At 49.7% G+C, this 19433-nt stretch carries 20 protein-coding genes and 1 riboswitch; of the genes, 16 read left to right on the forward strand and 4 right to left on the reverse strand.

The window, feature by feature from the left end:
• Positions 1–447: 447 nt before the first annotated feature.
• Complete coding sequence (abnB, locus tag EJP77_RS15590; RefSeq protein WP_127200171.1) at positions 448–2889, forward strand: arabinan endo-1,5-alpha-L-arabinosidase AbnB; 2442 nt, start codon at positions 448–450, stop codon at positions 2887–2889.
• Between the two features lie 98 nt (positions 2890–2987).
• Here abnB and asd read toward each other — a convergent pair whose 3' ends face one another.
• Positions 2988–3776 (reverse strand): archaetidylserine decarboxylase, encoded by a 789-nt coding sequence (gene asd / locus EJP77_RS15595; protein ID WP_127200172.1) that lies wholly within the window; start codon positions 3774–3776, stop codon positions 2988–2990.
• 238 nt (positions 3777–4014) lie between these two features.
• Here asd and EJP77_RS21090 point away from each other — a divergent pair, with 238 nt between their 5' ends.
• A complete protein-coding gene (locus tag EJP77_RS21090) occupies positions 4015–4296 on the forward strand; it encodes a PH domain-containing protein (RefSeq protein WP_425464256.1) in 282 nt (93 codons plus the stop codon).
• Here EJP77_RS21090 and sda read toward each other — a convergent pair.
• Positions 4288–4452: a sporulation histidine kinase inhibitor Sda gene (gene sda, locus EJP77_RS15605; protein WP_185897370.1), complete on the reverse strand. Its 165-nt coding sequence runs from the start codon at positions 4450–4452 to the stop codon at positions 4288–4290. The genes EJP77_RS21090 and sda overlap by 9 nt on opposite strands.
• Positions 4453–4488: 36 nt before the next feature.
• A riboswitch (cyclic di-GMP riboswitch) is annotated at positions 4489–4566 on the reverse strand.
• Between the two features lie 89 nt (positions 4567–4655).
• Entirely contained in the window at positions 4656–4865 is a 210-nt protein-coding gene (locus EJP77_RS15610) for a hypothetical protein (RefSeq protein WP_127200173.1), read from the reverse strand.
• A 143-nt stretch (positions 4866–5008) separates the two neighbouring features.
• Here EJP77_RS15610 and EJP77_RS15615 point away from each other — a divergent pair, with 143 nt between their 5' ends.
• Entirely contained in the window at positions 5009–5713 is a 705-nt protein-coding gene (locus tag EJP77_RS15615) for a VOC family protein (RefSeq protein ID WP_127200174.1), read from the forward strand.
• A 131-nt stretch (positions 5714–5844) separates the two neighbouring features.
• On the opposite strand, the gene EJP77_RS15620 is transcribed toward EJP77_RS15615, so the two are convergent.
• Complete coding sequence (locus EJP77_RS15620; RefSeq protein WP_127200175.1) at positions 5845–6933, reverse strand: YheC/YheD family endospore coat-associated protein; 1089 nt, start codon at positions 6931–6933, stop codon at positions 5845–5847.
• 187 nt (positions 6934–7120) lie between these two features.
• On the opposite strand from EJP77_RS15620, the gene EJP77_RS15625 reads away from it, so the two are divergent.
• The 13 genes from EJP77_RS15625 to EJP77_RS15685 all read left to right on the forward strand — a co-directional run bounded on the left by EJP77_RS15625 (position 7121) and on the right by EJP77_RS15685 (position 19432).
• Complete coding sequence (locus EJP77_RS15625; protein WP_246021907.1) at positions 7121–8299, forward strand: glycosyltransferase family 4 protein; 1179 nt, start codon at positions 7121–7123, stop codon at positions 8297–8299.
• A gap of 230 nt (positions 8300–8529) precedes the next feature.
• The gene (locus EJP77_RS15630; protein WP_342773027.1) at positions 8530–9357 is read left to right on the forward strand and encodes a glycosyltransferase family 2 protein; all 828 of its coding nucleotides are present in this window, start codon (positions 8530–8532) and stop codon (positions 9355–9357) included.
• Complete coding sequence (locus tag EJP77_RS15635; protein WP_246021908.1) at positions 9354–10472, forward strand: glycosyltransferase family 2 protein; 1119 nt, start codon at positions 9354–9356, stop codon at positions 10470–10472. The genes EJP77_RS15630 and EJP77_RS15635 overlap by 4 nt, the downstream gene beginning before the upstream one ends.
• Positions 10469–11209 (forward strand): glycosyltransferase family 2 protein, encoded by a 741-nt coding sequence (locus EJP77_RS15640; protein ID WP_127200177.1) that lies wholly within the window; start codon positions 10469–10471, stop codon positions 11207–11209. The genes EJP77_RS15635 and EJP77_RS15640 overlap by 4 nt, the downstream gene beginning before the upstream one ends.
• A gap of 30 nt (positions 11210–11239) precedes the next feature.
• Positions 11240–11971, forward strand: a complete 732-nt coding sequence (locus EJP77_RS15645; RefSeq protein ID WP_127200178.1) for a sugar phosphate nucleotidyltransferase — start codon at positions 11240–11242, stop codon at positions 11969–11971.
• Complete coding sequence (gene rfbB / locus EJP77_RS15650; RefSeq protein WP_425464258.1) at positions 11971–12957, forward strand: dTDP-glucose 4,6-dehydratase; 987 nt, start codon at positions 11971–11973, stop codon at positions 12955–12957. The genes EJP77_RS15645 and rfbB overlap by 1 nt, the downstream gene beginning before the upstream one ends.
• Before the next feature lie 201 nt (positions 12958–13158).
• Positions 13159–14556: a glycosyltransferase family 2 protein gene (locus EJP77_RS15655; protein WP_127200180.1), complete on the forward strand. Its 1398-nt coding sequence runs from the start codon at positions 13159–13161 to the stop codon at positions 14554–14556.
• A gap of 123 nt (positions 14557–14679) precedes the next feature.
• Positions 14680–14967 (forward strand): nucleoside-diphosphate sugar epimerase, encoded by a 288-nt coding sequence (locus EJP77_RS15660; RefSeq protein WP_127200181.1) that lies wholly within the window; start codon positions 14680–14682, stop codon positions 14965–14967.
• A gap of 24 nt (positions 14968–14991) precedes the next feature.
• On the forward strand, positions 14992–15339 hold the full coding sequence (locus EJP77_RS15665; RefSeq protein WP_127200182.1) for an alpha-helical endospore appendage domain-containing protein: 348 nt from the start codon (positions 14992–14994) through the stop codon (positions 15337–15339).
• Positions 15336–15641, forward strand: a complete 306-nt coding sequence (locus EJP77_RS15670) for a hypothetical protein (protein ID WP_127200183.1) — start codon at positions 15336–15338, stop codon at positions 15639–15641. Before EJP77_RS15665 ends, EJP77_RS15670 begins: the two co-directional genes overlap by 4 nt.
• Positions 15641–16033 (forward strand): Yae1 family protein, encoded by a 393-nt coding sequence (locus EJP77_RS15675; RefSeq protein ID WP_127200184.1) that lies wholly within the window; start codon positions 15641–15643, stop codon positions 16031–16033. The genes EJP77_RS15670 and EJP77_RS15675 overlap by 1 nt, the downstream gene beginning before the upstream one ends.
• 1115 nt (positions 16034–17148) lie before the next feature.
• Complete coding sequence (locus tag EJP77_RS15680; RefSeq protein ID WP_127200185.1) at positions 17149–18243, forward strand: CgeB family protein; 1095 nt, start codon at positions 17149–17151, stop codon at positions 18241–18243.
• 52 nt (positions 18244–18295) lie between these two features.
• A complete protein-coding gene (locus tag EJP77_RS15685) occupies positions 18296–19432 on the forward strand; it encodes a CgeB family protein (protein WP_127200186.1) in 1137 nt (378 codons plus the stop codon).
• Position 19433 lies beyond the last annotated feature (1 nt).

Raw genomic sequence — 19433 nt, forward strand, 5'->3', positions numbered from 1 at the left:
TGGGTATTTATGGTACTTTTATGTAGAGGGAGGAGGTGTCACTTATGAGCAGAAGACGGCGGATGCGCAGCAGAGGGAGCTTTTCTCAAGGTTGCAGCATTTTTCGGAATCGTATGCGCCGGGTTCGGCCAGCTGCTGAACGTGAAGAATTCTGGTTCTAATACTCATACTTAAGTATGTCAAGTCAATCACATATTCGGCACCTGAGTGCTGTCAAGAGGCTGTCTGGGAGATCCCGGCAGTCTTTTTTTAGGGTCAAAATCTATGGTTGGGTTACTTAATTTTAAATTTATATAAAATAAATCAGGTGTATTGACATTGAATCGGTGAATGTGGATACTGTTTGTATATAAATATGAATTTATTTAGTTTTATTTAAACTAAATAAGAAAGCGCTTTAATTTTCTGGTTTCCTGAAATTCGTCTTCCACATGAAAGGAGAACAATATGAAGAAAAAGAAAGTGCGTAAAGTAACTTTGGCCGCAGGTATGACCGCCCTATTAACCACAGCCGTTCTTCTACCGGAGCCGGCATTGATTAGTTCAGCGCAGGCAGTGGCCGCGGAGACGCCAGCCCAGATTACAGCGAAGAAGCCATCACAAGCTCCAATCTTTCAAGATGCTTCTGTACATGACCCCTCCGTTATCAAGGTGGGGGATACCTTTTACGTATTCGGATCTCATTTGGCTGCAGCCAAAACTAAGGATTTCATGAAATGGGACATGATTGCTTCGGGGGTGAAGGATGGCAATAAGCTGATTCCGAACGTAACCGAGGAGCTTAGGGATACCCTTTCCTGGGCACAATCGGATACTTTGTGGGCGCCAGACGTGATCCAGCTTGCAGATGGGAAATTCTATATGTATTACAACGCCTGTAAAGGAGATTCTCCCCGTTCAGCCCTGGGTGTGGCGGTAGCGGATAACGTGGAGGGGCCGTATAAGGACCTTGGAATTATTCTGAAATCAGGCATGTGGGGCGAGGCAGGGGCGGACGGAACCATTTATGATGCGACGAAGCATCCGAACGTCGTTGATCCTGATGTCTTTTTCGATAAAGACGGAAAGCTCTGGATGGTGTACGGCTCCTACTCGGGAGGGATTTTCATTCTTAGAATGGACCCCAAGACCGGCAAGCCATTGCCGGATCAGGGTTATGGCAAGAAGCTGACCGGCGGCAATCACAGCCGGATTGAAGGACCTTATATGCTTTACAGCCCTCAGACGGATTATTATTACTTATTCCTGTCGTTTGGCGGCCTGGATGCAAATGGCGGGTACAATATGCGCGTAGCTCGCTCGAAGACACCGGATGGTCCATTCCTGGATGCTGATGGGAATGACATGCTTCAAGCGAAGGCGAATCCAAGTCTGCCGCTCTTTGATGACAGATCGGTGGAGCCTTATGGGGTCAAGCTGATGGGGAATTACCTGTTCAAACGGGAGATCGGTGATCCGGGACAGGGAATAGGAACCGGCTATGTCTCACCAGGGCATAACTCGGCCTATTATGACAGCAAGACGGGAAAGTACTACCTGATCTTCCACTCCCGATTCCCGCAAAGAGGAGAGGAACATGAAATTCGCGTCCATGAAATGTATATGAATGCGAACGGCTGGCCGGTAGTTGCCCCGTATCGGTATGCTGGGGAGGCGAGCGATAAGCTCACCGCCAAGTCTATCAACAAGAATGATATCGCAGGTGAATATAAGTTCATTAATCATGGGAAGGAGATCACTTCGGCTATAAAGGAATCGATCTCCATCACGCTGGATAAGAAAGGCGGAATTACCGGTGATGCCACGGGTAAATGGAAGATTACCAGCAGCAATAAAGCGGAAATTACGCTAAAAGGAGTCACTTACAGCGGTGTATTTACCTATCAATGGAATCCGGATAGTCAGCAGAATGTGCTCACTTTCAGCGCCTTGTCGAACAAGGGTGAATCGATCTGGGGCAGCCAGGTCATGAACCGGAGTGATAAGCAAATTGTAGAGGCTGTCCAAAAGGATCTTAGCCTGGGTGATACCAGCGGCATCTATAATAATCTTACTCTTCCTGCTTCAGGCACAGAAGGCGCCGCAATTGCCTGGACCTCCTCGGCTCCGGATGTAATCTCTGCCAGCGGGGCTGTGAATCGGCCGGCGGCTGGATCCGGAAATGCCACAGTGACCTTGACGGCTACCATTACTAAAGGCAAAGCCAAGGCCGAGAAGAAGCTGCAGGTAGTGGTGCTTCAGCAAAGCGAAGGTCCGCTGGTAGCCAGCTATTCCATGGACGAAGATAAGGGCAATCTTATTCAGGACAGCTCGGCAAATGCTTACCATGGCAAGCTGACCGGGGGAGTAAGCTGGGATGCGAACGATGCGATTGACTCGAATGATGCGAAGAGCGGTTCTCTTAACTTTAGCGGGAAGGATGGCTATGTGCAGCTGACTGGAGCTCTTGCCGATGCAGAGGACTTTACTTTTGCCGCGTGGGTGAATTGGTCTGGGGGAGGAGACTGGCAGCGCATTTTCGATATTGGCAATGGGATGGATTCCTTCATGTTCCTTACTCCCTCCCAGTATAGCGGCGTGCTTCAATTCACCATTCATGAACAGGGCACAGATCAAAGCCTGCTGTCAGCCGCGCCGCTGCCAAAGAATGAATGGAGTCACGTGGCGGTGACCCTGGAGGGCAGTACAGGCAAGCTGTATGTGAATGGCAAGCTTGCGGCCACAAATACGGATATGAGCTTTAATCCGAAGGAGCTAAAGGCGGCCGATGCCTATCTCGGGAAAAGCCGATTTGCAGCGGATGCTTATTTCGGGGGGCGTATGGATGATGTTCAGTTCTACAACCAAGCCCTGAATGAGCAGGAGATCGGTAAATTGTCCGAGAAATAAAAAATAAATGAGCAGCCTCATTCGAGGCTGCTCATTGTTCGTCTGGAGTCGTTCTTTTTAACATTTCGCTACTTATTGCTTCTCGGCGTGTATGATCACTAATTCCGGTAGAATCTTCCCAGCAATGTGCCAAGCTTCACCGGTGTGCCTATAGCCAGATCTGGCAAAGGCTCAAAGGTCCCGTTCTCCGTCAACAGGACAACTGTTGAGCCAAATTCAAAGTAAGCCATGTCATCTCCGCGATTCCAGGAATTTGCGCTGTCATCTGTATATTTGATACTGCTGACATTCATGGCCCCCACCTTCACGACGGCCACCTCACCCAGTTCATGGGAGATGTAGGTAATCAGCCGTTCATTCCGGCTTAGAACGCCCTTCATATGAGTCAGTCCAAAATCATTGACCGGATATACCCGGCCCTTCAGATGCTCGCTCTCTACTTTCTGACCCGTAACTGGAGCGTGAATACGATGATAGTTCGTCGGGCTGAGGTAGAGCACGAAGAAGAATCCGTTCTTATAGGTCTCCATATGTGGAGAATGGCCCAGAAGTTCAGCCAAGGAATAGTCCTGACCCTTAACCCCCGGGATTACACCTGTATTGACTGGCCCCATACCGGTAATCAGGCCATCTACGGGGCTGATCAGGGCATCTGGAGCATCAGGTATCATACGCATCCCCGCTTTCAGGCGGCGGGAGAAGAATTCATTCAGGGACCGGTATTCATTAATATCTTTCTCCGCTTCGTGCAGCGGAATATTATAGGTTCTCGCAAATGTGGGAATGATGTGACGGCTGAATCCGGAATGGGAAAAGTGGCCCATAATTTGAGAGATCCATTTCCGGGAGGAAAGCTCGGTCATCAGCCTCATCACTTTTTTTGCCATTGGGGCATCCTCCTTACAAACAGATAAGACAAAGCTTATATTGACATAGAACCTGCTTGAAATCAACCTTTAACCCGTATTTTGATTCAGAGATATTTGATGACTATATGGAAAATAGTGTATGTTGAAGGCAGTCGTATTACGGCTGAAAGCGGGTGGGATTAGGAGGACAAGGGGGATAAGAAGGAGGATTGCATGAATTCAAGACTAGAAGAGATCCGTTTCTATCTATAGTTATTTGGTCCAGTATCATCTTGTTGATGATCTGTGGATATCAACATATTATGTAATTAATGAGAAGGAATTGATTGTACGCACAGGTCCAGCTTCCAAATCAATTCCTCTCGAAAGCATCAGCAAAGCCAAGCCCGTTCGCTCATGGGTGGCGAGCACGGCAACCTCCATTCACCGGATTGAAATTCATTATAGCAGGTACGAGTACATCCAGATTTCTCCCCTTGACCAGAAAGCCTTTCTGAGAGAACTCCAGCACCGGTGTCCGCATTTACAATTACAGTGATGTGGATGGATCGCTTTCTGTGTGGGTATTTCTACGTCTGATCTCCTCTTCAAGCAGCTGAAGGAATTCTTGATTCAGCTCCAGTCTAAGCGCATTTTGGTAGGCTTTAACTAAGGTTTCGTAGCTCATTTCTGATAGACCCAGCTCATTGATCATACAGCAAATTCTCCTATCATTAAGATAATTGCTGTTTTCGGCAACCCAGCCGCCATTTTGTTCTGGCCTGTGGCTTTGCGTCCTTACCTTTCGATAAGTTTGCGTTTTCGTAACAGTCATCATTGATAATGTGCTTCTATATAGTTTATCGGATTTAGGCAGCAAAATATTGAGAATTAGGAACTATGGTTGGTTTGTGCATTTCAGTTCGGATATGAGTCTACAGCTTTAGACTGTTCCATCGGAGCATCCTGGTCGCTGCGTGCCCGGATCGTCTTTCTGATCGCTGTTGCCCCCGGATTTCCTGATTTGAACTTCTCATAGCGGTAGAAATCCGGGGGCAAAGGCGACCGCTTCGCTTCTACAAGACGATTCCGGGCCCTCCGCTGGGTTTGGCCTAGGAGTAGCAGCATACTCAGAGCCCAAGACTCACCCTCATAATTTGGGTGAGGGAATAGAGAGAGGAGCGACTTGAACGGGTCGCTCCTCTCTTGTGAGTTAAACGCCCAGAATCCCCTTTTGGAGATTCCGGCGTTTTTTCGGTACACCTATTTAGATGTTCAACAGAGGAACTTACCGGGAATATGTAGAGTCAGCACTCTTGGAACTGCTGACTGGTTCGATCGGAGCCATCAAATCTTTTTATCATGGAGTACTTGAACAGACTGTTCTAAAAGAGACAGAGGACGTCATCTCGCTGAAGGCAGGCGAGTCGATACTTACTTTTACACGTTCCTATTATCAATATGAGTCTCCGTATTATCATTTTGCGTATAACATCCCTGAACAGAAGTGTGAGCAGGCGCTGAACTGGCTGAAGCAAAAGGGCGTATCTGTGTATTCGGTCAACGGGCAAGAGATAGAGCATAACGAGAATTGGAATTCCGATTCGATTTACTTCAATGATCCTGTGGGAAATATCGTTGAATTCATTGCCAGGCATGATTTGAAGGATGAAGATACTGCCCTCTTCACAGCTGTGGATATTAAGAATATAAGCGAAATAGGCCTTCCCACCCAAGACGTAACGGCGATATCTGAAATGCTGAGAGGTAAGTATGATCTTCAGGTGTATAAGTCAGCAAGTCCGACATTCACTCCACTAGGTGACGAAGAAGGACTTATCATTCTTGCGGCGGTGGGGAGGATCTGGTTCGGTTCGGATAAAGCGGCAAAGTATTTTCCAGTTACCATAGATATTTCTGATGGCAGCATGAGAAATGAATTCACATTTGGTGATGGCTATTTAATCAAGTCCTGATTCTGCGGAATTTTGCCCTTGATTGCTGACCCGGATGTAAAAGATAAAAGACGTGCAGTCCGGTTTACGGAGCGCCCGTCTTTTTTGCTGCCAAGGGTTATGTTCCTGTGAGAATACGGCATCGGCATCATTCATTCCCTACGGTTATATAGGTACCAGGCGAAAGCCATAGGTTCACGATAGGATGCCTTCCAAGTATTATGCATTCCAGCCTTGTTGAAACCGTACCGCTGATCACGTCCGTTGCATTCGATGAAATAGATTCGGCCATCTTCAGTGACTCCAATATCGAGTCCGAGATCGGCAAGAAGCGGCAGCTTAAGAGATAAGTAATTAGCTGTAGTCAAGGCCAAATGTTCCACTTGATCCATAACTCTGGAGGTCTGAGAAGGGGGCATCACCTCGGACAGAATTTCAGGTACGGGGTAAGCTTTTCCTCCTCCCGCCAGATTGGAGATAAATATACCAGGCGGAGATTTTTTGGCGAACATGCCGGTTACTGCCCACTCTCCTGTCATTCCCCGCTGCACAGAAACACGAAAATCGAAGGAACGGCCCTTACTTTCTGCGAGTGGAATCCGTTCTTGAATAAGATAGGGGACTCGGTGCAGGTACTGTTGTACATAAGAAGGTAGTTCGCCTCCCCTAAGCTTCTGCTTAATCCATGTTGGGTTGCGCATAGATGAGGGATAAGTGATTCTCCACCCGGACTTGTCACGATGTAATCGTATGATCCCTCTTCCGACCGTACCCCGGCATGGTTTAAGGATTAGATCGTCATGAAGTTCCATGAAACGGCGAAGGGCCGGGTAGGAGAACACGGCTGTATCAGGCAGGCTGCTTCTTAGGTAAGGGTCGGCCGACAGCAGACGATGTATTACATCTTTGCCATAACGATTATTCACGTTGAAGACATCTATTCCCTTGGAAATAAGGGCCTCGATTTTCCGCTGGGCGGATTTTTCCTGAAATATTGCGCGGTTATGAATGACATCAGGTATGGGCATGGACACCTGCTCATATTGATGGTTTCGATAAATGTAGGCAGCTGTTCGGCCCTTGCGGATATTGATATCGCCGATATGGATAAACACAGGGATCAAGCCGAATTCTGCTGCCGCTTCTTCATAGTTCGAGAGTGATTCCTGTCCGGTTTTTCGCCTAGGTATACCGCGGTACATCGCAGCATTAAGCAGAATACCCACATATCTATAGCTCATGCCCGGTCCTCCTCTTCATCTTCGGTGAGTCCCTGTTCTAAAAGTGTCTTCTGTCAGTCTATGTATAGACTCTTAAAAGGAATGGACGACTGTGCCGAGGCAGAAGCCTGTTTTGGGACTGTGTCACAACTGCTCGGATATCCCAATATATTAAGATTGTGAAAACCGGATAGGGGAGGGACTTAAGTTGTCAGTTCAGCAAAAGGTGGCCGTAATAACGCCGGGGGTATTTGTCATTCCTTCAGGGCGGAGCAGTTCCGTAGAGCGCGTCATTGAGAAGACAATGCCCCTGGTACCCGATAATTTCGATATACGGGTGTTCAGCAGATCGGGAGGCCACCTGCCGGCCAAGGGTATGCTCGGGACAGTGCCCTGTTATCGTATTCCAGGAGGTGCCGCATATTTGCCAGGCATTCTGCGTCATCTAAAGAATTGGATGCCGGACACGGCCGATGTGCATAACCGTCCTGCAATTGCTTACGGGCTGAAGAGGCATTTGCCTCATATCCGGGTTAATCTGACGCTCCACTCCACGACCTTCATCAGCCCATCCTGTCTTCCAGAGAGCAAGGCGCGTCTGATGCTGGGGAGTGTGGACGGAATTATTGTGAACAGTTGGTATCTGCGTGATGAGGTGCTGCGCCGATTCCCTAAACTGAGGACTCCAGTACATGTTAATCCGCTAGGTGTTAGCCTGGAAGACTTCACTCCGCGCTGGACACCTGCAGGTGAGGCGCAAAGACGTGCAAGGCTATCTGATTATGGCTGGGAGAACCGTAAAATCATCCTTTTTGTTGGCCGCCTGCTTCAGGGAAAGGGAATTCACCGGCTGCTGGCAGCGCTGCCCGGAATTGTGGCAAAGGAGAAGAGAGCACTCGCCCTCATAGTAGGAAGTGCCTTTTACGGAGTGAATCGTGATACGGCTTATGTAAGAAGCTTGAGGAAGCTGGCTGAGCCGTTGAATGAACACGTCTCGTTTCTTTCTTATGTTCCTTATCCGCGTGTTGCAGATTTATATAATCTGGCTGATGTGGTTGTTGTTCCGTCCCTTGAGGATGAAGCCTTTGGCTTGGTCAATCTGGAAGCCATGGCTTCGGCGGTGCCCGTTATTGCCTCTGAGATAGGGGGGATTCCTGAAATTGTTCAGCATGAGAAATCAGGTATACTGCTGCCTAAGGGATGTGCCGATAAAGTGCTTGAAGAAAGCGTCCTGCGAATACTTGGAGATGAACAGCTGAAGCGGAAATTCGGGCTGGCAGGAAGGGAACTCGCCAGAAGTGAATTCAGATGGCAGCACTGCGCGGCGCGCTGGGCGGACCTGATGAGTGCTGAGCTGTCAAAAACCATGCACAGCTGGAGCGTTTGATATTCTCTTACTATGACCAAAAAGGCTGATTGGACACTACTTATCTGTGTCCGATCAGCCTTTTGACTGTATATATGGAGAATGATCTGCTGACACACGGACAATCATCCTCAGCAATTTGTCTCCGTGCAGTCTATGGCAATTGTACGTTTGCCGTTACAAGATGTTCGGTGTGACATAAGCTATGGTATATTCCGTGGAACAATTCAGTCACAAGGAGGTGGATGACCATGGAGAGTGGGCGGAAGACGGCGATCATGAACAGGGGCCGCCGACCCCCCCGTTTGAAATCAAGAACTAAGCGAATCTGGCATGTAGTTAATGATCCACAGCCGCTGGTGTCCATCATTATTCCCGCGATGAATGAACGGCGTACCATTGCAGGTGTGATGCGTGAGGCAGCTGGGGTGCACCCGCGCAGTGAGATCATCGTTGTTGCCAACGGTTCGACGGATGGGACTGCAGAGATTGCGGGGAAGCATGGTGCCCGGCTCCTTTTTTATCCTGATCCGCTCGGACACGATGTGGGGAGACGTATTGGTGCTGAGGCCGCCAAAGGTAAGGTCCTTCTCTTCATTGATGCGGATATGTTGATCGCTGCGCGTCATCTTAAACCCTTTGTTGATGCCGTGTTATCCGGAACAGATGTAGCGCTCAATGATTACAGCGGTCCTGTGAAGCGTAAGGATGCACATCCTGTGGTGCTGGCCAAACATACACTGAACGCTCTTGTTTCACGTCCTGATCTCAAAGGGGCATCGATGACCGCTGTCCCACACGCGATAAGCCGCCGCGCAGTGGAGATCATCGGCTTTCCTGCTTTGGAGATTCCTCCACTGGCTCAAGCGATGGCGGTGACTTTGGGTCTTGGCATAAAGCTGGTTCATCCGGTTCCTGTAGGACGATTAAACGCATCTAGACCCAAAATTAAGGGTAATGATTCACTCACTTCCCTTGTGACCGGGGATCATTTGGAGGCTGTAAGCTGGCTGGTTGACAAGCTGGGTCCACGTGCAGGTTATGGCGATATGGGCCGTCAGCGGGGGAGGCTCCGATGAGAAGGAGACATACAGGATTCCGGCGAAGACATACGGGTTACCGCAGACCGGGGCCACGAAGATCCAGAAAGGTTGCGAGAACTCGCTTCGAGGCCAGACCACGTACCCGAAGAAGAATTCCGCGTAAAAGGCAAGCTGCCTACAGCGGGCTTAATCTTAAGGCCTACCGGGCTGGAATGACTCAGGCCACTGTTGTCCCCCGGGAACAACGAGGTGATGCACATATGCAAATGACGTACAGTACGTGGCATATCCAATCCGGATTAACGAATATGCCTTTCTCTCGTGTGCTCCCTATATTAAAAGCGTATTGTAGAGGATATACGTCAGTATCCGGAAGTGTGCGCCCCGGCATCCCGGTTCCGCTTCGAAGCAGCGCCTCAGCCGTAGTTACGGTATGTAATGAAATGAAGACGATCTCGGCTGTATTGTCTGAGCTTGCGAAGCTGCCTCTCTGCGAAATCATTGTTGTTCTTAATGGATGCAAGGATGGAAGCTTCGCGGAAGTCCGTAAGCATCCGGGAGTTACTTTGCTGCATTTTCCTGAGCGTCTAGGTCATGATGTGGGCCGATCTCTGGGGGCAGCAGCTGCCAAAGGAGATATTCTGTTGTTCACAGACGGGGATTTGGTCATCCCGGCTGAGAAACTTGCCGCTTTCCTCTATGCTGTGGATCGGGGAGCTGATCTGGCTCTGAACAATATTACTCCTTGGCTGCCTGCATTCTCCAAGCAGGATGAAGTCACCCGCAGCAAATCATTCTTGAATCTTGTTCTGGGCCGGCCGGATCTTAAGGCGAATTCTCTAACCGCTGTTCCGCATGCTCTTTCTAGACGGGCTATTCAGACCATGGGAACCGCCCCCCTGGCTGTGCCGCCTAAGGCTCAGGCATTGGCCATCCAGCATGGACTGATAGTTACAGCTCCTCTGGCAGTAGATGTAATCAAGCACAATCGTGTAAGAACAGGAAATACCGGGAATGGCAATATGGTATCAAGGATGATTCTGGGCGATCATATTGAAGCACTCGGAGAAGCGATGAGCAGAGGAGGGACTCGCCTGGGACTTACCACTCAAGGACGGGCCGAGCTAGCAAAAGTGAGGAATTCCGTATGAACGGGTTAACGAGTATCATCATCCCAACCTATAACGGTCTCCACCTGCTGTCTCCATGTATAGAGTCGATCCGCAAGCATACTCTTGAACCCTATGAGATCATCGTTGTAGATAACGGTTCGAATGACGGGACCGCAGAATACTGTGTGCGGGAGAGGCTGACCTTCATTTCTTTACCCTCGAATGAGGGGTTCCCAGCCGCCTGTAACAGAGGGCTGTCGATTGCCAGCGGGGAACAGCTTATGCTGCTTAATAATGATTGCCTTGTTGGGCCAGGATGGCTCTCCAATCTCCTGGCCGCACTGCATAGTGCCGAAGATGTTGGGATTGTGGGCCCGGTAACTAACTATGCCAGCGGCAAGCAGCAGGTAGAGTGCAGCTACAGCGGACCCGAAGAGTTCTATAAGTTCGCGGCTGCTTATAACCTGCCTGACCCGGCGAAATGGCAGGAATCCTTCCGGATTGTAGGTCTTTGCTTCCTAATAAAACGAAGCACATTCGAAGTGGTAGGACAGCTGGATGAGAGATTCAGTCCGGGCCATTATGAAGACGATGATTACTGCTATCGGGCAAGAGCGCACGGATACAGGCTGCTGATCTGTGGGGACGCCTTCATACATCATGAAGGCAGTGCCAGCTTTAAGGTAGATCATCCTAAGGGATGGACTGATATTATCAGCAGAGGGAGACAGCTGTTTATAGAGAAATGGGGCGTAGATCCCCAAATATTCATATAATAATTATTTCGTGACGAAGGAGGAGAATCCATGAAAGGCGTGATTTTGGCGGGCGGGACAGGGACCAGGCTTAATCCGCTAACCCGTCTCATCAACAAGCATCTGCTCCCCGTGGGCAAGCAGCCGATGGTGAGCTACGCTATTGACCGACTCCGCCAGGCAGGCATCACCGATATTCTCATCGTCATCGGGAAACAGTCGGCTGGATTATATACAGACTTTCTTGGAGGCGGAGAGGCTCTTGGTGTAAGTCTTACTTATAAAATACAAGAGGCCGCCGGGGGAATAGCCGAGGCTCTGGATTTGGCGCGAAGTTATATTGCTCCTGGGGAACGATTTGTTGTACTGCTTGGAGACAATCTATTCTTGGATGATTTAACCCCATTTATAAACAAGTTTATCCAGCAGCCTTATGGGAGCGCGAGGGTGCTGCTTAAGCAGGTCGATGATCCAAGAAGATACGGAGTGCCTGTGTTCGATGAACATGATGACAGATTGATCTCGTATATCGAAGAGAAGCCCTCAGAGCCTAAGTCAGGATACTGCGTCACAGGGATTTATATGTACGATGATACTGTCTTTGAGGCCATTCGCGGCATAACCCCTTCAAGCCGGGGAGAACTGGAGATTACCGATGTGAACAATGCATATGCCCGGCGGGGCAAGCTTGAATATGATGTCCTGCATAAATGGTGGGGAGATGCGGGAACATTCGAATCTTTGGAAGAAGCCGGTCAGCAGATGAAGGGGGTTCAGCCGTGATTCGTCTGCTTGTTACAGGAGGGCTGGGTTTCATAGGAAGTCACTTTATAGAGTATATGCTTGAGAAATACCCTTCCCTTCATATTGTTAATCTCGATGCGGCAACCTATGCCGGGAATCCGGATAATACGGAATCCTTCCGGAATAATCCGAGCTACCGCTGGATTCGGGGAGATATCAGGTCTGCGGAACAGATCCGCCAGGCCTTTGTGGATCAAATCGATGGGGTTGTACATTTTGCTGCTGAATCGCACGTAGACCGGAGCATTTCCACCCCTGATTTGTTTGCAGAGACCAATGTGCTCGGGACTTTAAATCTACTCGAAGAAGCACGAAGACATAATGTGAAGAAATTCGTTCATGTGTCAACAGATGAAGTGTACGGGAGTCTGGGCGATGATGGATTCTTCACAGAACAATCTCCGCTTGCTCCAAACAGTCCCTACGCTGCAAGTAAGGCGGGTTCTGATCTTCTGGCTCGATCCTATTATCATACCTATGGGTTGCCGGTAATCATTACCCGCTGCTCCAATAATTACGGTCCGCGTCAGTTCCCGGAGAAGCTGATACCCACGATTATTACACGTGCTCTTAAGAACCGGAAGATTCCTATATACGGTGACGGGAAGAATGTCCGCGATTGGCTTCATGTCACAGATCACTGTAGGGCTGTAGATCTGGCGCTTCGTCAGGGGAGTCCAGGAGAGGTATACAATATTGGTGGACATAACGAGATGAGTAACCTGAAGCTGGCTGAATATATTCTGGATTTACTGGGCAAGCCTCACAGTCTGCTGGAATTTGTAACTGATCGACTGGGACATGACAATCGGTATGCGATTGATCCCTCCAAGACTCAGGGGGAGCTCGGATGGAAGCCTGCGATCTATCTGGCAGAGGGCCTGGACAGTACTGTAAAATGGTATGTTCAGTCAGAAGAATGGCTTCGCCGGATTGAAAGCGGGGAATACCGCGGGGGATTATGACGGCAAACAGAAATTATATATGATGCAGTTAAGATGTTTACATTTTTGGGTACGGTCGTAACTAGTTTTTTTGGAGGTGTTCAGGATGGGGAGGCGGAGCCGGAAGGCATCTCCTCCTATTACTGCTCCTTCAGGGCGCATGATATTTAAGGAAGTTATCTGCCAAGGTTGTACAGCGCTTACCTTAAGGAGGGCCACCCTATGCCGCACAGAGTCAGAACCAAGCCGAGTATGGCAGGACACAAAGTAAGGGTGTCAAAGCATGTAACTGCATCCATACCTTCCGAATCCACATCGGGTCCGCGTCACCACAAGCAATTCAGCCGGGGGTGGAAGGCCGGGTATGAACAGGGAGTTAGACTGGGGCAGGAAGCTTTCACAAGTAGATTTGAAGGGACCAGCATCATAATTCCGACCTTTAACAGCCGGGAGCTGCTGATGAACTGTATAGATAGTATAGAGGCAAATACGCCGATGCCTTATGAGATTATCGTTGTAGACAATGCTTCCACCGATGGAACGGTAGAAGCTCTCCGCAGACGTGGGGGAGGCATTCGGGTTGGCGTCCACCAGGCTAATCTGGGTTTTGCCAGAGCGGTGAATACAGGACTAATGATGTCCAAAGGGCAAAATATTGCATGGCTTAACCCCGATATGCTGGTGACCGAGTATTGGCTGAATAACATGCTCCTGTGTCTTGAAAGCAGGCCGGATATCGGAGCAGTCGGCCCGGTTACGAACAATATTGAAGGACCGCAGCAGATGGAGGTTTCTTACAACACAGCAGCTGAAATGCGGACTTTCGCCGCCAAGTATAACCAGAAGGACAGCCGTCGCTGGGAGCTTACTGATCGGCTTGCAAGCTTTTGTGTACTGATGAAGCGGGAGACACTGGAGAAGACAGGATACTTCGATGAGGATTACAGGCTTCGAAATGTGGAGAACAACGATTGGATGATACGCCTTCGTTATCTTGGACGGGTGATGGTCATAGCGGGAGACAGCTTCATTCATCATGTGACAAGCCAGACTGGCGGGGCGCCGGGCTTTGAGGAAGGCCAAATTAATGAAGAGAACAGCCGATTGTTAGCTGACAAATGGGGAGATCCATATAAGCGTCTTCACACCCTTGTTAACCACGGAATGTTGAACCCGGCCCTGAAGTCGGCGGATTATTTCCCGGATCATATTCTGGTAAGCGATTTAAGAGGGAGAAACTATTGGCTGGAAAATGGGATAAAGCGGCCGGTGGTCAACTATATACCACATATGCATGGATTATCAGTCCCGGTTCAAATGTCTATATTGGATTTAGGGCAGCTTGTGATGGGTAGATCGATTCGTGCAGAGGAATTGAGATTGCGACTTGGGGCAGGTAAATTGCAGAATGAAGGACGAGAAGGATCCTTGTATCGCCTATCGGATGGGCGGATGGTTCAGGTTCAGCAGAATAAATACAGAGAATTTATTACCGGCTATGCTGCGGATAGTTGGGGACTTACCGACCGGTTTCTGGACCAAGCGCCGGAGGCAATTCAGAATTTGCAGGAGGGTCTTCCTATTCTGGCCCGAAATGGCCTGGTTTCGGTTCATTTATGATTTAGGGTAACAATCTATTGTAATGAAGATCTCTAATTGGAACGGACCCTTTTGCTCGCGCATATGTTGGAGTAGAAGAGAATACCGGGCAGCTTAAAAGGCAGCTGGCAGGGAGGAAGCAGAGTGGAGCAGAAAATCACGGATCTTATTGTTCATATGTCCCACTCCCATCAGCAGATGGCACGGGTTATTGACGCTGAGAGACAGGTCGCCGTCCGGATGGCTCAGATTGTGCATGACTTGCCTGATTCAGAGCCGTCCTTTGACGGGATAGACGGGCTGATGGAGAATGCGGGGCGTGTGAATAAAAATGTGGTTTCATACTTAAACGCTTTGGCTGATCTTCAGGAGGCTCTCGCTGAGAATTTGGGCCTTGTGATTAAGGAAATGAATGCGGAAGATGAAGAATAGAATGACCAAAGCGGAGTTGATCATATGAGCCGAAATCAAGCCTATTTGAATATGCTGGATGCCTCAGCCAAAATTCAGTGGAATGTGGCTATGATGCTTGAAGCGAAGGCTGTAGAAGCCGAGAAGGTGCGAAATTGGACACTGAATCATTTGCATGGTCACAGCTTTGACGATCATGAGAACCAGCTTTCGAAGCCGATAACTGTTCATGAGCAAATCATTGAGGTGCTTGAAGGAATTACGAAGCTTCAGACCGGGTTAAGCAGCAATTTGAAAGCGGTGCTTGCGCCGCAGGAAGAATCGAATGACTCCGGTGGTATGGGAGGTATGTTCGGAGGTGGGGGTTTTGATCTTGGGGATATGGAAAAATGATTCCTCCTACCCCATCCGAGCATGAGGTTAAGCTGCAGCTGGTTCAATCTCTGGTGAAGAGCCAGGAAGCCCTGGCCCGGATCTTGGACAGTATCGCCGATGTAACGGAGCAGTCCGAAGCAGTGTCTAAGCAGCTGTATGAGAATATAAGAGTACTCACCAATTATCAGAGCGCGATGGCCCAAATGCTGACCGGCGTGAGGCTGAATCGCCAATACTATGGAACTCCTACAACGCCGTGGATCAATGAAGCTCTAGATCATGCAGCATATGCAGCCCGGGGAGAACAGGAGGAATTTTGATGGCAACAAGGAAAAAGCGTTCGGCAGCCCGCCGCAGCAGAAGGCTTCTTGTGTCGAGGAAAACCAGAATCCGCACGCGAAAGCTGCGCAGACAAGGAGTCAAAAGGCCACGTTCAGGCAGATCAGCAGCACGCCGGACACGCAAAAGCATCTTAAAACATAAATTGTTGAAGCGCAAATTGTTAAAGCGTAGAATCTCGCGGCGCAAGAAGAGGCTTCGCCGCCTGGAAGACCTTCCGCAGGTGGTTCCCGCAGCAGCTCCAGTAGTAAGAGACCCTGTAGGTGAATATCAGCAGGGCTATAGTGAAACTTACCAGGAAGGCTTCAATGCTGGATTCGCCCAAGGCTTCGAGGACGGCCACCGGCTCGCATACAGCGATCCGGATCGCTAATTCCCGGCCACAGCCCCTAATTGATTAGATTAATCCGCAAGAGACTGATAGGAGAAGCATATCTCCGCCAGTCTCTTTCTTATTGTCTTGCTTAAGATAAATGCAGCTATTTAAGTAGGAAAAAGAGGATGAGCCGCCCCCCACAGCAATGGCCCCAGTGCGGGAATCCTCGCTAAGTTAGAGTACTCGCTAGCTAGAGTACTCAGAACATTGAGTCTCACACGAGCTGCCTAGAATAACCCGAGCGTAGAAGAAGTCCGCACGAAGCATCGGAGGCTCCCCCGAGTAACCCGTAATCACCGAAAGTTTGAGCAGGATAGCTCAAACGACTTTTCCTCCTACCCCTTGGAAAAATAGGATGAGCCGCCCCCCCACAGCAATGGCCCCAGTGCGGGAATCCTCGCTAAGTTAGAGTACTTTCTACCTGGAGTACACAGAACGTTGAGTCCCACAAGAGCTGCCTAGAATACTCCGAGCGTAGAAGTCCGCATGATGCAGCGGAGGAACCCGGAATCGTCCTGTAGAAGCGGAGCGTTCGCCTTTGTCCCCGGATTCTAGGCCGCATCTATCTCAATCAAGGGAATCCGGGGACAACAGCGATCGAAGGGATGATNTTCTACCTGGAGTACACAGAACGTTGAGTCCCACAAGAGCTGCCTAGAATACTCCGAGCGTAGAAGTCCGCATGATGCAGCGGAGGAACCCGGAATCGTCCTGTAGAAGCGGAGCGTTCGCCTTTGTCCCCGGATTCTAGGCCGCATCTATCTCAATCAAGGGAATCCGGGGACAACAGCGATCGAAGGGATGATCCGGGAGCCGCAGCGACCTAAACACACTCTACCTCCGCTCTATCTACACTCACCCAAGCTCTACTCAAGCTCCGCGCAAGCTCTACTCAAGCTCTACTCAAGCTATACTCACGCATTACTCACGCATTACTCACGCTCAATTCACGCTCAATTCACGCCCACGCATGCTTCAAGCCCACCTTGCTCATTCTCCCTTTTTCCCTCCCCCCCGCTATTCGCCAATTTTTCCCCGTAAGGGTAGTCGTCCATGATACACGTGACCCCGGTGCATATATGTATAGGGATCTTTAAACCAAGACAGATAGGATGAGTGCCGTGAGGACTCTGCTCGAAGCAGATCAGCGTGGCGGCACCCCCCCCGGCTATTGGGAAGGTTATCGTTTCGGGGGCTGTCAGGCTGTACTTGGACAAATACCAGTGGGACCACCGGAAGTATGTAATCTGCGGGTGATGTATGTTCAGCAGGGATTTGATGCCATTGACCGGGGAGTAATAAGTGCGCTGGAAGAAGTAACTGCAGCGTGTATCGTAACACAGGCTGCCGAAATGCTGGCACAGGCTGCGCGGGTACGTCCGGACCTCGTGCTTGTAATGAACGGACTTCATGTATTTCCACCTGAGCACGCTGCGCATATCGATGAGATCCGGGCGATGGGAATTCGGACGGCAGTCTGGTTCGTGGATGATCCGTATTTATCCGATGAAACAGCATCATTAGCAATGCATTACGATGAAGTTTTTACGCATGAGCTCGCAGGTGTAACGCTGTACAAGGAGATCGGATGCCGGAATGTCCATTATCTCCCGCTTGCAGCCAGTTTAGAGTTGTTCAGACCACAGCCGGCCCAGCCGCAGTATCAGTATGATATTTGTTTCATTGGAAACGCCTTTTGGAATAGAGTCGCATTATTCGATGGTATGGCTTCTTTCCTCGAAGGCAAAAAAGTGCTCATTGCGGGCGGCTTCTGGGACCGGCTGAGCAATAAGGAGAAGCTTGCCTCTTGTGTACAGCATGGCTGGATTGATCCGGAGGAGACCGTCCGTTACTACAATGGAGCCAAGATTGTCATTAACGTCCACCGGCCGACCCAGGCGGGACAGGACAATCGAAACAGCCGAAACTTGGCTGGCCGCTCCATTAATCCCCGCACTTATGAGATTAGCGCTTGTGGAACATTTCAGATTACTGATATTCGTGAAGACCTGACAAAGTATTACCGCCCTGGCTATGATATCGAGACATTCTCCAGCAGACAAGAACTTCAGGAGAAAATCACCTACTATCTGGAACATGAGCAGGAGCGAATCACCATGGCCTGGCGGTCACTCTGGACGACTCGTAAGTACCATACCTACAGGGATCGCGTCCGCAGGCTGCTCGCTGTAGCAATGCCTTCATGAATAAGATCATCCTGGAATTGCTACCGCACAATACTTGTTTAGGAGTGAAGATATGTTGAGAAAACGGGTAAAGACCGCAGCGCTGCGTATCCCCGCTGATCTCGGAGCGGATCCGAGAAGCCGGGGAAGAGCCGCTGGTCTACAGGACGGTTACGACGAGGGTTACCTTCGGGGCCGTGCGGACGTTATCGTGAACCGGTACCGCAATTCATTTCCTATGCGGAACATCCGTGTTCTGTATGTGGCGTCAGGTAAGGGTTTCCCTTACTCTCCAATTGATGAAGCTGTGATTACGACGCTTCGTTCACTTACTGCCGAAGTGATTGTGACCGATCCTCGTCAGGCTGTTGCTCAGCTGGCAGATCAGCATGCTCCAGATCTTCTCCTTTCGCTGGATGGAATGGATCTGAGAGTGGAAGAGGTAGAGGCAATCAAGGCGATGGGAGTTAAGACGGCTGTCTGGCTAACAGATGATCCCTATTACACAGATATCACCGTTCATCTCACCCCCCATTATGATTATGTATTCACACTCGAACTCAACTGTGTGGCATTTTACCAGCAGATTGGCTGTCCTAATGTGCACTACCTGCCGTTCGGAGCCTTTACGGAGCACTATAAACCTGTTCGTACGATGTCATCCATCCGCCGTGAGATTAGCTTCATAGGTTCTGGCTACTGGAACCGGATCAATTTCTTGACTCCGATCCTTGGAGGTCTGATGGAGCGGGGACTTGGAATCAACGGAATTTGGTGGGATCGTCTGCCCGAATATCCTTTATATGCGGACCGGATTGAGCTTGGCAAATGGATGGGACCTCAAGAGACCGCAGAGGTATATAGCGGTTCGAAGGTAGTCATAAATCTTCACCGTGCTCATGATGACGATACGATTAATAACAATGCCGTGAAGCTGCCGGCCGACTCGCCTAACCCAAGAACCTTTGAAATTTCAGCCAGTGGAACACTTCAGCTGATTGATCAGAGAGCGGATCTTGCCCGCTTCTACAAACCGGGTGTGGAGATAGAGACTTATAATTCTCCGCAGGAGCTGCTGGAGAAGGTGGATTTCTATTTAACCCATGAGAAGGAGCGGCGCGATATTGCTCTAAGAGGGCTTGAAAGAACCTACGCGGAACATACCTACTCCCACCGGATCAATGAAATGCTGAGCGTAATTTTCGGCTGAA

Origin of the sequence: Paenibacillus zeisoli, from assembly GCF_003994465.1 — a bacterium.
In the GTDB taxonomy this organism is placed as follows: domain Bacteria; phylum Bacillota; class Bacilli; order Paenibacillales; family Paenibacillaceae; genus Fontibacillus; species Fontibacillus zeisoli.